Source organism: Candidatus Woesearchaeota archaeon (assembly GCA_030651375.1).
Classification (GTDB): domain Archaea; phylum Nanobdellota; class Nanobdellia; order Woesearchaeales; family UBA12501; genus JAUSFM01.
Map to the genome: position 1 here is coordinate 1 of JAUSFM010000014.1, position 21,777 is coordinate 21,777.

24 protein-coding genes and 3 tRNA genes are annotated in these 21,777 nt (G+C 48.3%); 20 read left to right on the top strand and 7 right to left on the bottom strand.

The window, feature by feature from the left end; all coding sequences use genetic code 11:
* The 6 genes from Q7R76_04045 to Q7R76_04070 form a co-directional block, all read left to right on the top strand.
* Positions 1 to 217 (top strand): hypothetical protein (locus Q7R76_04045; GenBank protein ID MDO8642731.1); only part of this gene is annotated, 217 nt, incomplete at its 5' end.
* A gap of 11 nt (positions 218 to 228) precedes the next feature.
* Positions 229 to 1,320 (top strand): V-type ATPase subunit, encoded by a 1,092-nt coding sequence (locus tag Q7R76_04050; GenBank protein ID MDO8642732.1) that lies wholly within the window; start codon positions 229 to 231, stop codon positions 1,318 to 1,320.
* Positions 1,321 to 1,328: 8 nt separating this feature from the next.
* The gene (locus Q7R76_04055) at positions 1,329 to 1,655 is read left to right on the top strand and encodes a V-type ATP synthase subunit F (GenBank protein ID MDO8642733.1); all 327 of its coding nucleotides are present in this window, start codon (positions 1,329 to 1,331) and stop codon (positions 1,653 to 1,655) included.
* A 148-nt stretch (positions 1,656 to 1,803) separates the two neighbouring features.
* Positions 1,804 to 3,624, top strand: coding sequence for a V-type ATP synthase subunit A (locus Q7R76_04060; GenBank protein MDO8642734.1), 1,821 nt, complete (start codon positions 1,804 to 1,806; stop codon positions 3,622 to 3,624).
* 10 nt (positions 3,625 to 3,634) lie between these two features.
* Entirely contained in the window at positions 3,635 to 5,020 is a 1,386-nt protein-coding gene (locus Q7R76_04065; GenBank protein ID MDO8642735.1) for a V-type ATP synthase subunit B, read from the top strand.
* The gene (locus tag Q7R76_04070) at positions 5,017 to 5,634 is read left to right on the top strand and encodes a V-type ATP synthase subunit D (protein MDO8642736.1); all 618 of its coding nucleotides are present in this window, start codon (positions 5,017 to 5,019) and stop codon (positions 5,632 to 5,634) included. Before Q7R76_04065 ends, Q7R76_04070 begins: the two co-directional genes overlap by 4 nt.
* An 11-nt stretch (positions 5,635 to 5,645) precedes the next feature.
* Here Q7R76_04070 and Q7R76_04075 read toward each other — a convergent pair whose 3' ends face one another.
* Both Q7R76_04075 and Q7R76_04080 read right to left on the bottom strand, forming a co-directional pair.
* A complete protein-coding gene (locus Q7R76_04075; GenBank protein ID MDO8642737.1) occupies positions 5,646 to 6,218 on the bottom strand; it encodes a YdeI/OmpD-associated family protein in 573 nt (190 codons plus the stop codon).
* 86 nt (positions 6,219 to 6,304) lie between these two features.
* Positions 6,305 to 7,084, bottom strand: a complete 780-nt coding sequence (locus Q7R76_04080) for a hypothetical protein (GenBank protein MDO8642738.1) — start codon at positions 7,082 to 7,084, stop codon at positions 6,305 to 6,307.
* A 255-nt stretch (positions 7,085 to 7,339) separates the two neighbouring features.
* On the opposite strand from Q7R76_04080, the gene Q7R76_04085 reads away from it, so the two are divergent.
* On the top strand, positions 7,340 to 8,401 hold the full coding sequence (locus Q7R76_04085) for a DHH family phosphoesterase (GenBank protein ID MDO8642739.1): 1,062 nt from the start codon (positions 7,340 to 7,342) through the stop codon (positions 8,399 to 8,401).
* A 23-nt stretch (positions 8,402 to 8,424) separates the two neighbouring features.
* Positions 8,425 to 9,303: a DMT family transporter gene (locus tag Q7R76_04090; protein MDO8642740.1), complete on the top strand. Its 879-nt coding sequence runs from the start codon at positions 8,425 to 8,427 to the stop codon at positions 9,301 to 9,303.
* Positions 9,304 to 9,325: 22 nt separating this feature from the next.
* Here the strand turns inward: Q7R76_04090 and Q7R76_04095 are convergent, their stop codons facing one another.
* Positions 9,326 to 9,520, bottom strand: coding sequence for a hypothetical protein (locus Q7R76_04095; protein ID MDO8642741.1), 195 nt, complete (start codon positions 9,518 to 9,520; stop codon positions 9,326 to 9,328).
* Positions 9,521 to 9,757: 237 nt separating this feature from the next.
* Here Q7R76_04095 and Q7R76_04100 point away from each other — a divergent pair.
* From Q7R76_04100 to Q7R76_04130, 7 genes are all read left to right on the top strand, one after another.
* Positions 9,758 to 9,828 (top strand) — tRNA-Gly (locus Q7R76_04100).
* Between the two features lie 4 nt (positions 9,829 to 9,832).
* Entirely contained in the window at positions 9,833 to 10,255 is a 423-nt protein-coding gene (locus Q7R76_04105; protein MDO8642742.1) for a pyrimidine dimer DNA glycosylase/endonuclease V, read from the top strand.
* A gap of 54 nt (positions 10,256 to 10,309) precedes the next feature.
* A complete protein-coding gene (locus Q7R76_04110; protein ID MDO8642743.1) occupies positions 10,310 to 10,960 on the top strand; it encodes a PIG-L deacetylase family protein in 651 nt (216 codons plus the stop codon).
* 4 nt (positions 10,961 to 10,964) lie between these two features.
* On the top strand, positions 10,965 to 12,113 hold the full coding sequence (locus tag Q7R76_04115; protein MDO8642744.1) for a glycosyltransferase family 4 protein: 1,149 nt from the start codon (positions 10,965 to 10,967) through the stop codon (positions 12,111 to 12,113).
* Positions 12,114 to 12,158: 45 nt separating this feature from the next.
* Positions 12,159 to 12,231: transfer RNA gene (locus Q7R76_04120), tRNA-Pro, on the top strand.
* 108 nt (positions 12,232 to 12,339) lie between these two features.
* Positions 12,340 to 12,636, top strand: a complete 297-nt coding sequence (locus Q7R76_04125; GenBank protein MDO8642745.1) for a peptidylprolyl isomerase — start codon at positions 12,340 to 12,342, stop codon at positions 12,634 to 12,636.
* The gene (locus Q7R76_04130; GenBank protein MDO8642746.1) at positions 12,636 to 13,694 is read left to right on the top strand and encodes a radical SAM protein; all 1,059 of its coding nucleotides are present in this window, start codon (positions 12,636 to 12,638) and stop codon (positions 13,692 to 13,694) included. The genes Q7R76_04125 and Q7R76_04130 overlap by 1 nt, the downstream gene beginning before the upstream one ends.
* A gap of 5 nt (positions 13,695 to 13,699) precedes the next feature.
* Here Q7R76_04130 and Q7R76_04135 read toward each other — a convergent pair whose 3' ends face one another.
* Positions 13,700 to 14,365: a hypothetical protein gene (locus Q7R76_04135; protein MDO8642747.1), complete on the bottom strand. Its 666-nt coding sequence runs from the start codon at positions 14,363 to 14,365 to the stop codon at positions 13,700 to 13,702.
* A 92-nt stretch (positions 14,366 to 14,457) separates the two neighbouring features.
* Positions 14,458 to 17,952: a chromosome segregation protein SMC gene (smc, locus tag Q7R76_04140; GenBank protein ID MDO8642748.1), complete on the bottom strand. Its 3,495-nt coding sequence runs from the start codon at positions 17,950 to 17,952 to the stop codon at positions 14,458 to 14,460.
* A gap of 232 nt (positions 17,953 to 18,184) precedes the next feature.
* On the opposite strand from smc, the gene Q7R76_04145 reads away from it, so the two are divergent.
* A complete protein-coding gene (locus Q7R76_04145) occupies positions 18,185 to 18,694 on the top strand; it encodes a hypothetical protein (GenBank protein ID MDO8642749.1) in 510 nt (169 codons plus the stop codon).
* Between the two features lie 67 nt (positions 18,695 to 18,761).
* Here Q7R76_04145 and rnhB read toward each other — a convergent pair whose 3' ends face one another.
* Positions 18,762 to 19,424: a ribonuclease HII gene (gene rnhB / locus Q7R76_04150; protein ID MDO8642750.1), complete on the bottom strand. Its 663-nt coding sequence runs from the start codon at positions 19,422 to 19,424 to the stop codon at positions 18,762 to 18,764.
* Positions 19,425 to 19,842: 418 nt separating this feature from the next.
* Between rnhB and Q7R76_04155 the strand changes: the two genes are divergently transcribed.
* From Q7R76_04155 to Q7R76_04170, 4 genes are all read left to right on the top strand, one after another.
* The gene (locus Q7R76_04155) at positions 19,843 to 20,247 is read left to right on the top strand and encodes a hypothetical protein (GenBank protein ID MDO8642751.1); all 405 of its coding nucleotides are present in this window, start codon (positions 19,843 to 19,845) and stop codon (positions 20,245 to 20,247) included.
* Positions 20,248 to 20,305: 58 nt separating this feature from the next.
* Positions 20,306 to 20,380: transfer RNA gene (locus tag Q7R76_04160), tRNA-Met, on the top strand.
* A 181-nt stretch (positions 20,381 to 20,561) separates the two neighbouring features.
* A complete protein-coding gene (locus tag Q7R76_04165; protein ID MDO8642752.1) occupies positions 20,562 to 21,038 on the top strand; it encodes a hypothetical protein in 477 nt (158 codons plus the stop codon).
* Between the two features lie 54 nt (positions 21,039 to 21,092).
* Positions 21,093 to 21,503 carry a PIN domain-containing protein gene (locus tag Q7R76_04170; protein ID MDO8642753.1) on the top strand — a complete coding sequence of 137 codons (411 nt, stop codon included), beginning with the start codon at positions 21,093 to 21,095 and terminating at the stop codon, positions 21,501 to 21,503.
* Here Q7R76_04170 and Q7R76_04175 read toward each other — a convergent pair.
* A complete protein-coding gene (locus Q7R76_04175; protein ID MDO8642754.1) occupies positions 21,495 to 21,770 on the bottom strand; it encodes a ribbon-helix-helix domain-containing protein in 276 nt (91 codons plus the stop codon). The two genes, Q7R76_04170 and Q7R76_04175, sit on opposite strands and share 9 nt — an antisense overlap.
* Positions 21,771 to 21,777 lie beyond the last annotated feature (7 nt).

The window sequence follows — 21,777 nt, forward strand, 5'->3', positions numbered from 1 at the left end:
GCCGACCGCCGGACTCGATCCAAAGCAGATCATCGAAACGCGTGAGCTCATCAAGCAGCTCGCCGGAAAGCTGGCGATTAAGGAAAAATCAATTGAGGGCGGGCTCATCGCAGAAACTGCTGACGGAACCGTCAGCGTTAATTACACCTATGAGCATTTCCTCGCAGAAATTCAGGAAAAAAACTTGCAAGAGCTGAACACAATACTGTTCGGGTGAACGAGACACGCATGGTATTTGACAAACTGTTTATCGGCGACCATCCGTACACGTACGCACGCGTGTGCGCGATGAAGGGAAAGCTCATCGGTACTGAACAGTATCATCGGATGCTGAAAATGCGCACCAATGAAATCCTCAAATTCCTGCAAGAAACCACATACAAGCGGGAAATTGATGAGATGACCGTCACCCATCTTGGGCTGCGTTCCGCCGAAGCAGTACTCGACAAAAATTTGGTGAGAACGCTGCGCAAGCTCAAGCGCATTTCAGACGGCAACCTCGCCAGTGTTATTACCAAATATCTTGAACGGTACGACATCTACAATCTCAAGACCGTGCTGCGCGGCAAGTTCACCGGAAGTGGAGAAGAAAAAATTGAGCCCATGCTCCTCAACGTGGGAAAAATCAACAAAGCAGTGCTGCTGAACCTCATCAAGCGTGACCATATTGATGATATGATAGGCGAGATTCCGCACATCCTCGGCGCAGGACTCAGTCCTGAATCTGCGCGCGAACTCAGCATACACGTCAAGGCAGCGCGCGATGCATTCAAAAAACACAACAACCTGTTTGAGATTGAAAACGTGCTCGATCACCATTATTATGCAACCATGCTTGAGTTCAGCAAACGCATCGCCGGGCAGGGCGACGTGTTCAAAACATTTTTGCTCCACGAGATTGATGTGCTCAACATCAAAACACTCCTTCGGCTGAAACGCGAAAAAATGCACCCCGCAGAAATTGAAAAGTATCTGATTTTTTCCGGCGCGACGCTGTCACGAGAAACCCTGCGACGCTTGCTGAAAATAAATTCACTTGAAGAACTGGTTGAAGAAATAAAAAAACGAGGATATTGCAAGCGTGTGGACATGGATCGCCTGAAAAAAGAAGGGTCGCTGATAGATATCGAGACACACCTGCAGCATTACCTGCTTGAAAAAGCAAATCTCCTGCTCCATCAGCATCTCCTCACGGTTAACGTGATTTTGGGGTACATGCTGGCTAAGGAAATCGAAGTGAGAAACCTGAAAATACTCATCAAAGGAAAAGGATTGGGCCTGCCTGAAGAATACCTCGGGCGCGAGCTCATCGCGCGGTGAATGATACAATGGACATCAGTGTTGTGGGCGGAAGCGGATTCACCCTTGGATTCATGCTGGCCGGCATCAAAAAAGTGGTGACGGTTGAAGCAGACGAACACGAACCCGGATTCGCTGTGCAGGCAGAAAAAATAGTTGATGACGCGCTGCTGGAGAAAGACACGGGCATTGTCATCATTGATGAAGCGCTCCTGCGCACGCTGAATGAGCGCATGCGCGAAAAAGTGGAGCGCAGTGTGCGCCCGGTTTTTGTGCCGGTGTCAACCGAAGCATCGCAGGAAACCCTGCGCCGGATGATTATCAAGTCGATTGGCGTGGACCTTATGCGCGAATAACAGGGTAACACTCAAAAAAAGACACAACAAAATACCAAATGAATAACAAACAAAACAACATGACACTCAAGGTGAGATAATGGCAAAAATAACCAAGAAAAAAACAAAACAAAAATCATCCTCAACAGCAGCTACGGCAACTACGCGCGTGGTAAGCAGAGGCGTGCTCCAGCGCATTGCCGGACCAGTGGTTGTAGCAAAAAATCTGGCTGCCAGAATGTATGACGTCGTGCGCGTCGGCAACCAGCGCCTGATGGGTGAAGTCATCCAGATTAACAGAGACAAAACAACGATTCAGGTCTATGAAGATACGTCAGGCATCAAGCCCGGCGAACCCGTTGAAAACACCGGCGAACAGCTCTCAGTTGAGCTCGGCCCAGGACTCCTCACGAGCATTTACGACGGCATCCAACGCCCACTTCCGGTGCTCCAGCGTGAGCAAGGCGACTTTATTGAGCGCGGCGTGCACGCACCCGGCCTTGACCACCAGAAGAAGTGGGATTTCAAGCCGACAAAAAAGAAAGGCGACAAAGTCCACGGCGGCGAAGTCATCGGCGAGGTTGAAGAAACTCCCGGCAATATCCACCGCATCATGATTCCACCGAACGTGCTCGGCGCTGACGAAGAAGCGACGATTACTGACATACAGTCAGGAAACCACACGATTGACGAAACCGTGTGCGTCATCGAAAGCCACGGAAAAAAGAAAAATATCCTCATGCATCACCGCTGGCCCGTCCGAAAGGCACGACCGGTTGCAAAAAAACTGGCGCCAACCATTCCCCTTATTACCGGACAGCGCGTGTTTGACGTCTTGTTCCCGTTGGCAAAAGGCGGCACCGGCGCGATTCCCGGGCCGTTCGGCGCAGGAAAAACCGTGTCGCAGCAGCAAATCGCAAAATGGTGCGACGCAAACTTTATTGTCTATGTCGGCTGCGGCGAACGCGGCAATGAAATGACGGAAGTTCTGGTCGAATTCCCGCATCTGAATGACCCGCGCAGCGGCCATCCGCTGATGAACCGCACGGTGCTCATCGCAAACACATCGAATATGCCGGTTGCTGCGCGTGAAGCATCGATTTACGTCGGCGCAACGATTGCGGAATATTTCAGAGACATGGGATATTCCGTTGCAATGATGGCGGACTCAACCAGCAGATGGGCAGAAGCCATGCGTGAAATTTCATCGCGGCTTGAGGAAATGCCCGGAGAAGAAGGATACCCTGCGTACTTATCAACAAGGCTCGCGGAATTTTACGAGCGCGCCGGACGCGTCATTCCCTTATCCGCGCGAAATAGAAAAGACAAAGAGGAAAAAAAGGAAGACAAAGGAAAAGGACGTGGGAAAACAAAAGAAACCGGCGAAGGATCCGTTACCATGATTGGAGCCGTCAGCCCGCCGGGCGGCGACTTTTCAGAGCCCGTCACCCAAAGTACACTGCGTGTCACCAAAACATTCTGGGCGCTGGATGCGAAACTCTCCCAGCGGCGGCATTTCCCGTCGATAAACTGGCTCACGAGTTACAGCTTATATCTTGACACGCTCGAGCCGTGGTTTGCCCAGAATGTGGCAAGCGACTGGAAAAGCATTGTGAGCACCATGATGGGGATTCTCCAAGAAGAGGAAAAGCTCATGGAAATCGTGCAGCTCGTCGGCTCGGATTCATTGCCGGACAAGCAGCAGCTCACGCTTGAAGTCGCGCGCATGATTCGCGAATTTTTGCTGCAGCAAAACGCGTTCCACGAAATCGACACGTTCTGCACGCTCGAAAAGAGTTATCTTATCATGAAGACCGTGCTCCATTTCAACACGCTCGCAAAAGCGGCGCTTGACCAAGGCACGCGCATGAAGGATATCATTCGAATGAAGTCAAAGGACAAAATTTCAGAAGCGAAATTCACCAAAGAATATGACAAGCTTCTGAAAAGCGTCCAGAAGGACATGGAATCAGAATTCAAACTGGTGTAGGTGAGTCACAATGAAAGAATACAAAACAATCACTCGTATTGCAGGGCCGCTGATTTTCGTCGAAAAAACCGACCCGGTCGGCTACAACGACCTTGTCCAGATTACCATGCCAAATGGCGACGTGAAAAACGGCCAAGTGCTTGACACCAGCGACGAGATTGCCGTCGTGCAGGTGTTTGAAGGCACGAGCGGCATTGACCGCGAAAGCAAAGTCAAATTTTTGGGCGAAAACATCAAGCTGTCGGTTTCCAAGGATATGCTTGGCAGAATCCTCAACGGCGCCGCAAAGCCGATTGACGGCGGGCCGGAAATCATTCCGGAAAAGAGATTGGACATTACCGGCGCGGCAATTAATCCGTACGCGCGCGGCAGCCCGTCAGACTTTATCCAGACCGGCATCTCAACCATTGACGCGATGAACACGCTCGTTCGTGGACAAAAGCTTCCGCTCTTTTCAGGCAGCGGCCTGCCGCACAACGAAATTGCGCTTCAAATCGCACGGCAGGCGAAAGTCGTCGGGCAAGAAAGCAATTTTGTCGTCGTATTTGCCGCCATGGGCATCACGAACGAGGAGGCGCAGTATTTCATCAAGGACTTTGAAGAAACCGGCGCGCTACAGAGAAGCGTCGTGTTCCTCAACCTCGCTGACGACCCGGCAGTTGAAAGACTTGTCACGCCGAGAATGGCGCTGACCGCTGCAGAATATTTCGCGTATGAAAAAGACATGCACGTCCTTGTTATTCTGACGGACATGACGAACTACTGCGAATCACTGCGTGAGATTGGCTCGGCGCGTGAAGAAGTCCCCGGTCGACGGGGATATCCGGGATACATGTACACTGACCTTGCCATGCTCTACGAGCGTGCCGGAATGATTCGCGGGCGAAAAGGCTCGGTTACCCAGATTCCGATTTTGACCATGGTGGGCGACGACATCACTCACCCGATTCCGGATTTGACTGGTTACATAACTGAAGGGCAGATTGTGTTGTCGAGAGAACTCCACCGCAAAAACAATTATCCGCCGGTTGACGTCCTGCCGTCGTTGTCGCGGCTCATGAATTTGGGCATTGGCGAGGGCAAGGGAAAAACGCGCGAAGACCACAAGCAAGTGTCTGACCAGATGTACGCAAACTATGCTGAAGGGCGCGACCTGCGCGGCCTTGTCGCGATTGTCGGCGAGGAAGCACTGTCTGACCGAGATAAGAAACTGCTGCGGTTTGCAGAAGATTTCGAAAGCCAATTTGTCAAGCAGTCACGCAATGAGGATAGAACCATTGCCCAGACGCTGAACCTCGGCTGGAAATTGTTGGGACGCTTTGAGAAGCGCGAGCTCACGAGAATCAGCCCGGCGCTGAAAGAGAAGTACCACAAAGAGACTAAGGAAGAGAAATAACAATGGCCGACATCAAGCCCACGCGGAGTGAGCTCATCAAGCTCAAGATAAGGATTAAACTGGCAAAGTCAGGCCACAAGCTGCTGAAAAAAAAGCGTGACGGCCTGATTCTTGACTTCTTTGAGATACTCAAAAAAGCAAAAACCCTCCGGCAGGAACTCGCGCAAGAATACCGCGCAGCGCTCGAAAAAATAAACATCGCGCGCACGCTGGAAACTGACTTGAAGATTACGTCGCTTGCGATGGCCATCAAGAACAACCCGCAGATTACGGTTGAGACAAAAAATATCATGGGCGTTGTGGTCCCAAAAATTGGGGCTGCCCACCGCACCACCACGCTGCTTGAGCGCGGCTATGGTTTTATGGACAGCACCTCTTCTATTGATGAGGCAACAACGTCGTATGAACGGGTTGTTGCAAAAGTTATTCAGGCAGCAGAGACCGAGACCGCGATGAAAAAAATTCTGGCTGAAATTGAGAAGACGAAACGCCGCGTTAATGCGCTTGAATTTTCAGTGATTCCCAGCATGGAAAAGAGCGGAAAGTTCATTAAATTGCGGCTGGAAGAGATGGAGAGAGAAAACGTCTTCCGACTTAAACGGATAAAGAAATAGCGAAAATAGTTTCACCACAATTTTTTCCCATCTGCGCATTTCGCAACAATAATGCTAATGCGCTTTGTTTTTGTCTCTGGCCGTTTCGCCCGCTCAACAAAGTAGATGAGCGTGCGCCGATATGAAGGGGCAATCCTGCTGAAAAATTCTTCGGCTTTTTTGTTTTTTTGAAGAGAAGCAGTTAAATCAGCCGGCGTATTTGGATTTCGTGGAAGGTTATGGTCTATCGTCGGCTTGGTCAAGCCATGTTTGTATGCAGCAAGCCCTGCCTTGGTCATTTTTCGTTGTTCTATCATCTCGCGCGCGTAGCGCTGCGTATTCCGGCTCCACCTGCTGTTGCTGTTTCTTCTGACAAAACACTGCTGATACCGCTCATCATCAAGGCGCTTGACCGTTGTGTCAATCCAGCCAAAACAGATTGCTTCCTCGAGCGCTTCCTTGTTGGTGACCGTTGGCTTTCCCGTGTGTTTTTTATATTTGATAAGATAGACTTTTGTTTCAGTTGTGTGGTTTTTCTTCAGCCAGTTTCTCCAGTCTTTTCTGGTGGAGGGATGAAAATTGAGTTGGGATGGTTGGTTGGGCATGGTGATGGGATTACTTGTTTTGTGGTTATTAAAGGTTTGTGGATGTTGAAGAGGATAAAGAGATAGAGAGAGTTTTCTAATGGTGATTAGTTCGTTCGTTTCACCAGCGTCCGTATCTCTTCATTTTCGAGCAATCGCACCAACCCGTAGTTTATATTTCCAATAATAGTTGGTATGTTCGCTCCTAATAATAGTTCAGCGGCTTCTAATTTGGTTCTCATGCTACCGGTACCCGTGCCGCCAGTTCTTATCAAGCCTTTCACGTACCCGTTTACTTCAGTGACACGTTGTACGAGTTTATCTTCTTGATCCAACAAACCATCAACGTCAGTCATTATGACTAGTCGATCAGCAACCAGTGCCCGCGTGAGTCGTGCTGCTATGTTGTCGTTGTCTCGAGTAACTTCGGTGGGATCTACCCCATCATTATAATTCACCAGAGGCACTATTTTTCCACCAACATCCAGTCGTATTCCGTCAACAATGTTTCTCATTTCGATGGTGTCGTCTAAATTATGGTAGGTTATTAAATATTGTCCGGTCAATAGTTTGATTTTAGGAGTTGCTTCTCCAGTAGCGTATGTTTCATAGCCTTGGCGTAAACCACGGGTGTATGCCTCCATTAATAACGGTTGCCCGACTCGTGCGCAACTCTGCAAATCTGGCGACTCTTTTGGTTTTTCGGTGAGGCCTTTATCTTTCATCCCTAAGCGGATGGCACCCGAAACAACCAATACGGAGTCGGTGGCTTTCTCAAGAGTGAGTTGAGCGAGATCATAGCCGAGACGGGATAATCTCTCGTAGTCAATTGAACCGTTATGGAACATCGAACTCGTGCCTATCTTAACAACTTGTAATTGCCTCATAGAAAATCACCTGATAAGAGAAATGAAACCGATACCAATGAGGTCATGTCAATTAGGGTATGGAAAAGTAAGAGTTGTATAGAGGTATAATTAGAAAGACAATTACCGACGAGGAATGCAACCAACTCTATTCAGTTTCATAGAAACAGGAATAGTAATCTGTTATATAAACCTTTTGGTTAATGTACCGTGTGCCTCCGCACCTCTCACTCCCATCCACAAACAATTTATAAATCCCAGCCATTCTGGGGGTATATGCTCTCACAAAAAACACTGGATAAATTCAGGCAGGAACTCGATGAGTGCCAGCGCCCACTCTACTTCTTTGATGATGATCCAGACGGTTTCTGCGCGTTCCTGCTCCTGTATCGGTACAAGCGCGAAGGCAGGGGCATTCCGGTCAAAAGCTCGAGTTTGAACACCAAGTTCATCAACCCTATCAAGCATTATGAGCCAGACAAGATATTTGTGCTGGATGTGCCGGTCATTGAGCAGGAGTTTCTTGAACAGATGCGGGAACGGAAAATGCCGGTCGTATGGCTGGACCATCATGGGCCGGCGGAAAAAGAAAAGAGCAGTTTGACACGCTATTTCAATCCAAAAAATGAAGACATGAAAGATACGAGCTCAACAACGGTGAATGCGTACGGCGCAACAAGAAACGAGAAGGATTTATGGATTGGTATGGTCGGCGCAGTGGGTGACTGGCAGCTGCCGGAATATGCCGAAGAATTCACCAAACAACACCCTGAACTTTTGCCAGCGGGGATTACCCAGCCAGAAGTGGCATTGTTCAAAACCCCCCTCGGCAAACTGGTGAAGCGAATCTCATTCATGCTGAAAGGCAGCACCACGGCGGTGCACAAGTGCATCAAAATCATGACGCGTATCGAGCATCCGGATGAATTGATGAAAGAGACAACGGCGCGTGGAAAATTTCTGATGAACCACGCCGGAAGAATTGAGAAACAATACGACGAGTTGTTTGCGCAGGCGCATGAGGCAATCAAAAAAACCAAGGAACATGTTGCTGTCTTTACCTATGAAGATGACCGCACCAGCTTCACGAAAGAGCTGTCAAATGAGTTTATCTTTTTGTATCCAAAAAAGGTTATCATCATTGGCCGCCGGCGCGGCGATGAGATGAAAATGAGCATGCGCACAGCCAAAGAAGACCTTCCGTCACTCCTGCCGAAGGCATTCGAAGGGATTGAGGGATATGGCGGCGGCCACCTGCACGCCTGCGGCGCCTGCGTCAAGATACGCGATTTTGAAACATTCCTGAAACAATTTAAAGAAGCAGTTGAGAAAAAGTAGAAAAGAAAAAAAGAGGCGGAACAATGCGTGAGCGCGTACTGCACCAGAGTGCGGTCTTGACAACCATGCTCTGTTTGAGCTTTATCGGCATCTTTGTCAAGCTCATCAACGGTGGCGTACCGGGCATGACCGTTGGCTTTTTGCGCACGGCAATCGGATTTGTCTTTCTGCTTTCGTTCGTGCCATGGATTGACGCTTCCTGTTTTCATAATTTCAAAAAAGAGATGAAGCACTACGCCTGCATCGGCCTGCTGATGGCAATCGGCTTTACGCTCACTATTTTTGCATTGAATTACGCGCCGGTTTCTAATGTGGTGCTGGTTATGACGACGAATGTTATTTTTGTCTCCCTGCTTGCCTCGCATTTTTTGCATGAGAAGCTCTCGGGCCGCGAAAAAGGGGCGTTGGCGCTTGGCCTTGTGGGTGTGGTGGTCATGAATCCGTTTCAGGGCGGCTATATTGTGGGAAATGTGCTTGCGCTGTTGGTTGCCATTACCGGCGCGCTCCTCGTGGTGTTTATGCGTGCGGAAGAGAAAAACCACACCGCAGGAGCCAGCATGTGGTTCCTGTTTTTTGCCATGCTTTTTTTGTCGCCGGCGCCATTTATCTGGGGCTGGGGAAACCTCCCACAGAATTGGTTCTGGCTGCTCATGCTCGGCGTCTTATGCACTGGACTTGCGTACCTGCTGTTGAGTTATGGAATTCAAAAAGTAAAGGCAGATGATGTATCAATTATCAGTATGCTCACCCAGCCGATTTTTTCGATTACGCTTGCCTATTTTTTGCTGGGCGAAGTGCCAACGGGCAGGATGCTCCTTGGTGGAGGAGTGCTGATTATTGCCGGAATTATTCTTGAGATGAAAAGAATGCCGCCGCCAAACATCATGGTGCACAGCGATTGATTTTCTGTTAATTGTTGTTTTGTTAATTTTCTTCTTTGACTTCCTGCAGAATTCGGTCGAGATTGCTCATGATGTGTGTGAGAACGTCATTGTCTGAAAGCGTTGGATTTCTTGATTTATGCACCAAGGCCTTGTTTGCCGCAGAAAGCATGGCTTGCTTGGTTACCTGCGCGTTTCGCAGCGGGTCAACGCCATTCTGGGGCTTTTTATTGAGCATACGACTCTTTTGGAGAGGGTGCATAAAAAGTTTTTGGTGGTGGAGAAGCATTGCCGAGCCTAAGAAAACTTTATAAAGTTAGTCAAAACCCAATCACTCAACGCACCGGTAGTCTAACGGTAGGATGCCTTCCCCGCATAAGGGCTACCGCCCTTATCAACCCGCGTGCGGCCTACGCGCTTCGCGCTCGGCCACACAAAAACTATAAATAACAAAAAAAGAATACTCCTGAAAAACGCACCGGTAGTCTAACGGTAGGATCTCGGCCTTCCAAGCCGATAGTCCGGGTTCGAATCCCGGCCGGTGCATATTATGGTCCGCGTCAACATCATCCGCCCAAGCCATCTTGCTGACCAGCATCTTGTTGCGGAGTACGCCGAGATTTTGATGATTTTCACGTATGCAAAAAAGCATCCGGACATTGAAGGGATTCCAAAAAAATACTGTCTCGGCACAGGCCACATCAAGTTCTTCAAGAACAAGCTTGCTTATTTGAAACAACGGCACGAGGCGCTGAAGAAAGAGATGCGCAAACGCGGATTCACTCCTCAATTTTCTGTTTCCTATGCTGGCATCAAAAAAGGCCTTATCAAAAACTGGAAACCAACAGCGGCAGACAAGCGAATCATCAAGCAGCGGCTTATCTGGAAACTGAAAAAGAAAAAAGGATTCTACAAATACTACGGCAAAAACAAGGCGACCGCCTTTTTCTTACAGATGATAAAGACTGCATGAACAGGAGGTATTTAAATAGAAAACTATAAATACCCTCCTGATGGCAGGAGCCTCATGGCAGCCAAAGAATCCATCCTCGTGCTCTGCGCCCATTCCGACGACCAAGTCTTCGGCGTTGGCGGCACGCTTGCAAAATATGCTGAAGAGGGAAAAACAAGCAACGTTATTGTTTTTTCATTCGGCGAGAACTCGCACCCATGGCTTAAGAAGCACATCATTGTCGAAACACGGGTGCAGGAAACAGACGAAGCAGGAAAAATTCTGGGCATACAAGAAAATATATTTCTCGGATTGAAAGAAGGAAAATTTAAATCCCAACTCAACCAGGAGGGGATTGAACAACAGATGAAGGCCTATTTCAAAAGGTTTAAACCGACAAAAATTTTCACGCATTCGCCCGACGACCCGCATATTGATCATCGCGAAGCAAGCGCGTGGGTAATCGGTTTTTGCGAACGGAATAAATTTCGCGGGCATGTCTATGGATTTAACGTCTGGACACCGGTAACGATTAAAACCAGAAAACTGCCGGAGATGGTGGTTGACATCAGCGCCACCTTCGGCAAGAAAATTAAGGCGCTTCGCTGTTTCAGAAGCCAGTGGATGGCCATGCTCTCTCTTTTGTGGAGCGTGTACTGGAAGGCAATCAACAATGGCCGGAAACACCGGATGAAATACGCAGAAGTTTTTTACAAGCTTAGATGAGACCATGGAAAAAACAAAGAAAAAAATCGTCATTGTAACAGACAACTTTGCGCCCAAGAAAGACGGCGTCACCCGCTTTTTGGAAATGGTGGTGCAGGAACTTGGCCACCGGTACGAGATTGTTATTCTGGCGCCGTCATATAGCAGTAACGCGTACGAAGAACAGTTTCACGGCGCGAGAGTCATTCGTTTTCCTTCGTCGCGCTTTTTCCGGCTGGGAGGGTATGGTGCAGTACTGGCGCGGCCCGGGCGAATTGCACCGCATATCAAGGACGCCGACATTGTCTGGCTCAACAGCATGTCACCCTTTGCCATTGCTGCACTCCGCGCAGCACACCGGTGCCACAAGCCAGTCGTTGCATACAAGCACTCGGTTGAATGGGAACTCGTCTCGCACATGATGGTGCGGTCGTCAGCATTCACCAAAAAAATAATTTCTTCAATCGTGGCGCACATGGTTAGGTATTTTTACAACCAGTGCGACCTGATTATGGTATCGTCGAGAAACGTGGCAAAAACACTCGAGGAACACAAAATCACCGCACGAAAAGTGATTGTGCCGCTCGGTGTGGAGTGTGACAAGTTCATGCCGCCGCTGTCCAAAGCAACGGCAAAACAAAAGATTGACATTCCGCCACGAAAAATAGTCATCGGCTACTGCGGCAGAATCAGCAAGGAAAAAGACATTCCAACCTTGGCAAAGGCGTTTGCCGGACTGCAGCAGAAGCACCTGAATTTGTTTTTGCTGATTGTTGGTGATGGAACGAGAACTGATGTTACTAACTATGTAAAGAGGGATTTCCGTATCACCGGCTTTGTTGATGACGTCGTACCCTGCTTGCAAGCAATGGATATTTTTGTGATTCCCTCGCAAACTGAGACATCATCCCTTGCCACGCTTGAGGCAATGGGCTGCGGCGTGCCGCCGGTTGCAACGCCCGTTGGCCACATTGTTGAGTATATCGAACACAACTTTAACGGCATGCTATTCCCACGTGAAAATATTGATGTGCTTGAAGCGCGGCTTGAGCGGCTTATTACCCGCCCGGAAATTCGCGAGCAGCTCGGCAAGCTGGCGCGGAAGACGATTACCACGCGGTATAGCTGGGAGAAGACGATTGTCCAGATTGATCGGGTGTTGAGCAGGTATTAAATGAGAGATATTAATTTATAGTACTTCGTGTTTCAGAAACAAAACGGGGCTGTGGTCTAACTTGGTATGATTGGCGGTTCGGGGCCGCCCGATCGGGGTTCAAATCCCCGCAGCCCCATACAACAGTTTTTTGCTTCGCAAAAAACTGTTGTGCAGCGTACGACTCCTCACTTCGTTCGGAGTCGTTGCGCTACGCGCAAAACGAGGAAAAACTTAAAAGAACTACATAAAGTCAGGTGAAACAATGAAACAAATCCACGCATCGCACATTTTAGTGAAAACAGAACAAGAGGCGCAAGCGCTTCTGTATGACGTTACGCACGGCAAGACGTTTGAAGAGGTTGCCAAGGAAAAATCTATGTGCCCGTCAGGAAAAAAGGGCGGCGACCTCGGCTGGTTTGGCAAAGGCCAAATGGTGCCGGAGTTTGAAAACGCCGCGTTCACGCTCAAAACAGGTGAGATTTCAAAGCCTGTAAAGACACAGTTCGGCTGGCACCTTATACGAGTGACTGAAGCACGATGATGCAGACGTTAATTGCTGAAAACGAAATCATCGGAGAGGATTTCAGCGAGGTTGTAGAATTACTTCCGCGCGCACAAAAAATATTCGCCCAGCGTTTTCCGGCTATCACTAATTTCGAGCGCGCGATTTTCTTCAGCTGGGGCTGCACTATTGGCGACTGCCAGTTCTGTTATATGAGTGCCCAGCCAACGTGGAAGAAACCATCTGAAACAAAACGAAGCAGGGAGTCTATTTTTGCTGAAGTGATTCTTGCCAAGCAGCTCGGCTGGGACATCGGCTTTTTTACTGGCGGCATTGGCGTGTTTACACCGAATGAGATTGAGGACATGCTCAAGGTGATGAGCGAAATTGCTGGCGAAAAAATCTGGCTCTCCGTCGGCCCGGTGCCCAAGCCACTTCTTCTCAAATATCTGCCGTATCTCAAGGGAATTGTCGGCTCAACTGAAACAATAAATCCGGAGCTTCACAAAAAAGTATGCCCCTCAAAGCCGCTCGAACCGTATGAGAAAATGTTTTCTGCTGCTCAAGAGATGGACATCCGGCGCGCTATGACTTTTATCGTCGGCATGGGTGAGAAAAAGAGCGACCTTTCACTGTTGGTTGCGTTTATCAAAAAATATGACATCAGCAAAATCCACCTCTACGGCCTTATTCCCACCAAAGGCACGGCCATGGAACACTATCCTGTGCCGAGCGCCGACCAGCAGGCATGGTGGATTGCGCAGCTGCGCATCGCATGCCCAACGCTGGACATCCAATGCGGCATTTGGGAAGACCGCACCGAGCGAATTTCTTATTTGCTCCAAGCAGGCGCCAATTCAATTTCCAAGTTTCAGGCGATAAAATTCTTCGGCACGTCGATTGCGCAGGAGATTGAAGCGCAGGCACACAACGCAGGGCGGGAATTTAAGGGAACGCTGACGAAACTGCCTGATATTGACTGGGAGAATGAAGTGAAACGGCTGTCAGTTGATGAAGCGTTAAAAAAGGGCATACAAGAAAAACTGAGCCAGTATCTGCGTCAGATTGAAAAGAGTGAAAAAAAGAGAAAGAAATAAAAAATTTATTTTTTAATTCTGACATCAGACACATAGGGTACAATTGTATTCATGCTATCACCTGACGAACCTGATCCTGCCACCAGAATTTTACTCACGGAAGGATAACGGGCAAATGATTTTCGGCAGGTGGTATCGGCCCGCACCATGCAGAATTCGCCAAATTGCCAGCTACCGGCCGAGTAGTAATAAAAGTTTATGCGTGCAGATTCAGTGCCCGTAAAGCTTGGATCCCGATACTGCTTTAGGTCAACGGCAATTTCACGTACATTTTGCTGTGCCCCTTGAGAAAAGTCAACAATGAGCGAACGGCCAATGCGCTTCGGTGTGTTTGCGCGCTGGGCACCGCTGAATTCACAGCGATAGGTAGCTTCAGCACCACCTCGAGGATTAGCGGGGCGAGAAAATCCAGGCTCGCATACTGGTGGTTGGCCGTGAAGAACTGCTGTGCTTTGAGTATTTGCAGGCTGTGCATTCAAAGGAAGAGCAATTGCCGCGCCGCCAACGATTCGATTAGCATGCACCGTGACAATAGCTGGTGCTGCAGCAACAAAGCCAGTAGTGCCATCTCCTCCCGTATCTGAAAAGAGCGGAGCTAACATACCAGTTGTGTACATTCCAGTCACCGCAACAGCGGCAAGCAGAAGAAGTATAAAACGATTTGAATCCATGGTATCACCTTTTTTATTTGAGATATTTTAGGTATGAATATAGAATAATTTGGTATCAGACTTTATAAATTTTTTTAAATTGGCGCAACCCATCACACTTTCAAGCTCGTCACTTGGCTCACACCATGCTCGTCCATTGAAATGCCGTACAGCCGGTCTGCTTCAGCGATAATATTATCGTTGTGGGTGATGACGACGTACTGCGCGCTGCTGGTGTATTTTTTGATGAGCTGTGCAAAGCGCTCTGAATTGCGCTTGTCGAGCGCAGCATCAACTTCGTCGAGAATATAGAACGACGCCGGCTCGTGCTCTTGGATGGCAAAGATGAATGATAACGCAGTCATAGTCTTCTCGCCGCCGGAGAGGCTTCTTATGTCGAGGAATCGGGTACCTGAAATGCGCACCTTGACAAACAATCCACCGTCGAAGGGGCTCTCGGGGTTTTCAAGCACCAGCGACGCCTCGCCTTTGGTCGAGAGCGCAGAGAAGAGTGTCTTGAAATTTTCATTGACCACGTCAAAGGTTTTGGTGAACATTGATTTTTTCTTGGTCTCAATCTCATTCATGAGCATGAGCACGTCTTCTTTTTCCCGTACGAGCTTGTCCTTTTTCTTGATCAGCTCACTGTACTCGTGCTCAATGGTGGAATAGATTTCAAGCGCTTTCATGTTGATGCTACCGAGACGAATGAGGGTTGCTTCCCACGAGGTTATCTGCCGCTTCAGCTCGCCGGCCGGCTTGTCGACAACCGCAATGCCTTCGTACTGCTTGAACTCATGCTCAACCGCCGCCAACTCGGCACTGATGCGGGAGATTTCAATGGAAACACTGTTGACCTTAAGCTCGATTTTGCGTGCCCGTTCGCCGACGTCTTCAATTTTTTCTTCCTCTTTTTTGATGCTGTCATCGAGTTTTGCGCGCTTGGTGAAAAGCTCTTTGAACTGCTCGTGGAATTTGCGCTGGTGCTCTTCTTTTTGTTTCAGGTCAACGCCGGTTTCGGTAATAAGTTTTTCAACGGACAGCAGCTCTTGTTTGAAGTCTTCCTCTTCCTTGTCGTGCTGTTTGATTATCTTCGCCATGTTGTCCCGCTCCGGCGCAAGGACGTTGCTAATTTGCGAGTCGGTTGTTTTAATGTCAGATTCCTTTTTGAGTGATGCATCGACGAGCTGCTTGCGCTTTTCCTCAAAGGCATTGAGCTCGGCAACCAGCGCCGGGTTGCGCAGGTCAGCAATTCGGGAGCGAAGCTCCTGTTTGCGAATGCGGTTTTTGGTGAGAGTTTCATTTTCTTTTTCAATTGTTGATTCAACGCTGCGCAGGCTTTTTTGCACATCGTCAAGCGTTTTTTCAAACTCCTTGCGCACCTTGCGTGATGCATCCATGTCCGTGGTGTCAAGGTGGAGAATTTTTTCAAGTGTGATGATGCCGCCTTCAAGGTCGGCTTTGAATTGGCGGAGCCGGGTGATTTGTTCTTCAAGCTTTTTCCGCTCGCCTTCAAGCCGCGCAATGACCAGCTCTTGCTCGCGCATTGTTTTTTCCCATTGTTCCAACTCGGCGGCAACTTCTTTTTCCTGGAAGCCCAGCCCACGGCCTTGCCTGCCACGGTAGCCGCCCTGCAGTGCGCCGGATAATTCTGCGAGGTCGCCGTCGAGTGTCACCATCTTGACGCGGCCAATGCCAATCCGGCGCGCAACATCAATATCATCAACGACAAGTGTGTTGCCAAAAACATAGCTGAACACATTTTTGTACTGCGGCTTGAACTGGAGCAGGTCAATGGCAAGGCCGGCAGCGCCGTTGGTTTTTTTCAGCTCTCCCATTTCCGCCAGAGGCGTGGGACCCTTGATTTTGCTCATCGGGATAAAGCTGGCAATGCCGAACTTGTTTTCCTTGAGGAACTTGATGCAGGTAACCGCTGTTTTGTCGGTGTCAACAACAATGCTCTTGAGCCGGCTTCCGGCGGCAATTTCGAGCGCGAGCGCGTATTTTGACTCGGCAACACCGAGCTCGGACACCGTGCCGTGAATGCCGGGAATTTTGTTTTTCTGCCCCAAGACTTTCTGCACGGCCGTGTCTGCTTCAAGTGATTCTTGGATTGAAATTGTTCGTGCCTGCAGCTTGGAAAGGTGCTCTTGCGCAACACCTATTTTTCCTTTTGCGGTTGCGAGATTTGCCGCGAGCGCGCTGTCGTTGTTGACGAGGGTGGAGAGTTCCATGGTTGCTTTTTTGAACTCCTGCTTTTTCTGCTTCAGCTCATTGACCTGCGCCTGATTTTCTTTTTCAACCTCGAGAATTTTCTGGAGCTGGTCGTCAACTGCTTGGATTTGGAATTCGAGCTTGTCTTTTTCGCGCAGCCCTTCCTGCTGTTTCTGGCGCAGGTCAAGAATTTCTTTTTGCTTTGCCTCGGCTTCCTTGTCCAGCAGGTCAACTTCTTTTTCAACATCCGCGATGCTGTCGAGCTTGTTTTTTTTCTTGAATTCGCCTACGCGCTTTTCAATCTGGCTTTTTTCTTTTTCGATAGATGCGAGCTCCCCTCGGGCGGTTGCTTTTTCCTGCTCGTGCGCTTTGATTTTTTGCTCGAGTTCGCCGAGGCTGGTACGAAGCTGTTCCTTGCGCTGCTTAATTTTCACGATTTCATTTTTGACGGCCTCAATCCTGTTTTTCGACGAGGCAATGTCCACCTTAAGTTTTTCCACGTCTTTGTGAATCTGCACTTGGTCTTTCTCGCCGCGCTGCTCAACTTCCTTGTTGATGCCGTCGATATCAGTTCTGAACTGCCGGATTTTTTCTTTTGAGCCGAGAATCATGCCTTGTTTTTCCTGCAGCTCTTTTTTTTCGCCGGCGATGGCTTGGTCGAGCTTTTCCTTTTCCGTATTTTTTTCAGCCATCTGCTGGTGCAGCAGCGAGGCCTTGTTTATTTTAACTTTGTGCTGAAGGTCGCTGTATTCCTGCGCCTGCTCTTTTTCCTTCTTGAGGTCACGCAGCCGACTGTCACGCTCTTTCATGACAATCTCTGACTCCTTCATTTTTTCGTCAACCTTGCCGAGCTCGTTGAGGGCTTTTTGTTTTTTTTCTTCATACACTGAAATGCCGGCAATCTGCTCGACAATCATTCTCCGCTCTTCTGGCGGCATCTCGACAAAGCGCACGATGTCTCCTTGAAGGATGACATTGTAGCCGTCCGGATTTATTTTTGCGAGGGAGAGAAGCTCGAGAATTTGCTGGCGCGTGCGCACCTCGTCATTGATTTTGTACACGCTGCTGCCGTTCGCCTTGACAATTCTGCTGATTTTCACTTCTTTTTCCGGCGTGGGAAATGTTTTTTTTGTGTTGTCGAAGAACAGCGAGACTTCACCATTTTTCGCCGGCGCCTTGGACTTGCCGCCGTTGTAGAGCAAGTTCGCAGATTTTTCACTGCGCAGGGCTTTTGCCGAGCTTTTGCCGAGCACAAAGCATAAGGCATCAAGAATGTTTGATTTTCCCGAGCCGTTCGGGCCCAGCACCACATTGAACGTGTCGCCAAACGGAATCTCGGTACGCTTGGCAAAGGACTTGAAACCGTGCAAAACAAGCTTGTTTATTTTAGTCATAGTCGCCCCTTTTACTGTGCTCGACTGTCCCGTCCCGGACTGTGCTGGTGCTGCTCTGGGATGAGGAGAAAAACATCGCGGCAAATATATAAAGGTGTTGATTTCGGCAAAGGTTGAGCAAAAATAGAAATATTTATATATAAAAAGCCCTTGAATCGACATAACCTTTTGTTAATAAAGAATCGACAAAAATAACAACAGTTAACGAAAGAATCAAAATTGAGGTGACGAAATGGCTGATGATACTAATCGATACCTGCTTTCTATCGTGGCAGTGGTCGCAATAACCGGACTGTTTCTTTTGTATGGTCAGGATACTCCTACAAGTGCAGATGGCACAACCGGCCTTGCAGTAGGATACAACCCAGCATTAGGAGATGGGCCAACATTTGACGAAGAGGGCAACAAAATTTGCACCGGTCGCGTCAATGGAAATGAAATTGTCCCTGATTATATTAAGGGATGCCACGGCACGCACATGCGAATTAAGGATTGGGCAATGCTCCCCCCCGCAGTGAAGGCGTACTACAACCACAAGCAGGTGGCGTACAAGCAAGTTGCACAAGGCAACCCTGCGTACGACTGGCCTACCGATGTAAAAGGTGCGGGCATCCGTACGGTGAAGGCATCAAAGGAAACCGGCGGTTCAGGACTGCCTGATCAAACCACAACCAACGAAGTTGAGATTGTCGAAGTGTTCGGCGCTGCCGGACAAGGACGATCAGTTTCAACGCTGGTTTAAATTTTTATTTTTTAATTCTCTTTTTTTATCTCTTTGTTGATTGCAGCATAATAAAAAAGAACACTAATTAGAAATCTGCCAGCAGTTTCTGCTTTTTCTTGCTTATTTCACGAGTATATGATGCCCAGCTCTTTCGCATGATGCTGCCGTGCTGCGTGACATAGTCCCTGATGAAATGCTGAGTGAGCGGATCGGCCATGTAGCCGCTGCCAAAATCAATGCCAATTTTCGCCTTGAGTTTTTCAACTTCATCGTCGCGGATAACCTTGGCAAGGATTGACGCAGCGGAGACAATAGGATAATTTACATCCGCCTTATGCTCGGCAATGAGTGGGATTTTCCGCAGCGGCGCATCAAGATTATTCTGCACATACTCTTTGTAGGCACGGCAATTTGGGCTGGGGCAATCAAGAATGATTTTTTCTGGCTTCAGCTCGTTAATCATTTTTGCTGATTTGAGAGCTTCAAGCCAGTTGAGGTTGATGGATGAAGACAAAACCGCTGCGTCAACTTCTTCCGGTGGAATAACCAGCACGCGCAAATCCTTGACAATGGCCCGAATCTGCACACTCAGTTTGTCACGCTGTGCCGCAGTAAGCAGTTTCGAATCCTTAACGCCTATCTGTCTCAGTTTCGCTTCGTCACGGTCATCGACCAGCACGCCCACCATGACCAGCGGGCCGATCACCGGGCCGCGGCCTGCTTCTTCAATGCCGCAAACAAGAACCATACGACAGGCGATTGAACAGCGTTTTATATAGTTTATGGTACGTCTGCCACTATGGCCGGTTATGACGTTGTTTAAGGTTTTTGGCCTGAAGTGATTGCACTAATTCAACCATTACGAAAACGGGTTTTGCAAAACAGGCAAGAACCGAGCAAGATTCGGTGACGTTGCACCTTCTGTTTTTCCCGCGCAGCGAAAACGTGTCGCCACGTTTTCGCCTCTGATAGGCTGGTGCATGGTGCCGCGGCACCGCCCTATTTCCTCAACAGTTCGCTTCTTGCCGTTCCCGTTTGGGGTAGTGGCTCACACAAAAACAGACCAAGGGTGAAAATAGTTTAATCCAGAACAGCTCCTGCTCATCATCACCGACCTACAACAAACTTTAAATACACCGGCGCCACCGCATTAATGAGGTGAGACAATGGAACAAATCCAATACAGTGGACTGCACGATGTTGAAGAGGGTGACCGAAGAATTCTTGACAAGCTGTCAGCGGAATACTACGACAAAATCGCGCGCGAACTGAAAAATGAGACCGCGCTGCAGGTGCATATCAAGAGCTACAAGAAAATTGGCAAGCCAAAATTCTCAATCCATGTCAAGGCAATTGCGCCGACGCGCATTTTTGTCTCAACCAAGGCGCACGACTTTGATTTTGCAACGTGCCTGCACATGGCGTTTCGGGATTTGGAAACACAGATACATCACCGCCTGCACACTGATGACCAGAAACCAAAAAACATTTTCAAGCGCGGAGAAAAACCACTAACGCCTGAATTCGCACGGCGGATTGGGCTGCACGTGAAGAATTTTTTTAGGAGATGAATAACCCAGAACCAAGTCGGAAGCTTTATAAATAAACACCTTCTTTGGTAAATCTTAGAGCGGGGTGGGGCAGCCAGGAGTGCCCGCAGGGCTCATAACCCTGAGGTCGGAGGTTCAAATCCTCCCTCCGCTATTTATTTTTTTATAAGTTGAGAAACAGGGTTATAGTTGCGCGAAGCGCGGTTTTCTCCGGAGGAGAAAACACGTTCGTCGTTCGCAACAGTTTTTTGCGAAGCAAAAAAATGTTGGTTTACATCCTCCCTCCGCTATTTTTATTTTAAGAGTATATGAATCAACACACGAAAAAACTGGATATGGGTACATGGCTGTACATAGGGCTCTTTTTATTGTTGATAGTCTATTATTTGGCTGATCTCCTTCTGTTTTTTAAACTCTTGAGTGCAGGGCATACTCGAAGTGCACTCATACTAAAAGGGGGATTTCATGTCACATGGCTCGTGGTCTTTGGAGTAGCAATAAAAAAAAGTATGAGCGACTATTATAAAAAAAGAAAGTGGGAAAAAATAGTGACCGCAGGATTGTGTAGTTTTTTCTTGGTTGTAGCTCTCGTACTAAGCATAGACCTGTTCTTAGATGGGATAGATGGTAAAAAAGTATGTATGGAGGGTATGGTAACCGAGAGTACGCATGGATGGAAATACGCTCCATCAAAAATAGTTATTAATGGAGAGCTGCTCTACCCGGGCAGAGATATTCAAGAAGGTGGGCAGTATCATGTTTGTTTTTTACCGCACAGCAAATATGTCGTTGAGATCCAGCCGATTGGGTGAGATACGCTCGATTCAACCAAAACATTGATAAAACAAATTCTTTTAAGTTGAATGATGGCAGAGCAGCATTTTTATTTTGATACCTCAATCTGGATGGACATATATGACGAACGAGGGCATAATGGAGAAGTTGCGAGAAAGTTGATGGAAAAAATTGTGATGGACGATGATATTGTTCTATATTCAGATGCTATTGTTGCCGAATTGAAAAAGCTTGGCTTCTCAGAATATGAGATTAATCAGATGTTTAGTATCGCAAAGCCAGACCACATCAGGAGAGTTCAGTCAACAAAAAATCAAATTGAAGAGGCACAACGAGTTGCACAACAGAGAGATGTTCCGCGCCGTGATGCGCTTCACGCAATTCTTGCACGCGACCATGAGGCACAGCTGATCTCTCGTGACTGGGATTTTGAGAAATTGAGAGACATTACGAAAGCGAAAAAACCGGAGGATTTAATTTGACGAAAGACCAAGATTTTTTGCAAGTTCTTTGAATGTTTCTTCTCCCGCGCGGTGTATATCCGCATCCGTAATTTTTCTTCCTTTGTGTTTACCGGCACCGTATGCCCGTTCAAGCCGAAGGAGCGCTGCCCGCTTTTCGATGTCCTTGATTTTGTCTCGAACAGCTTCGCGAATGAATTCTGTTTTTGTCGCATACCGATTTTCTTTCATGACTTTTTCTATGTCGTGGATGAAGCTCTCTTCGAAGCGGAGTGAAACGGTTTCCATTGTATTA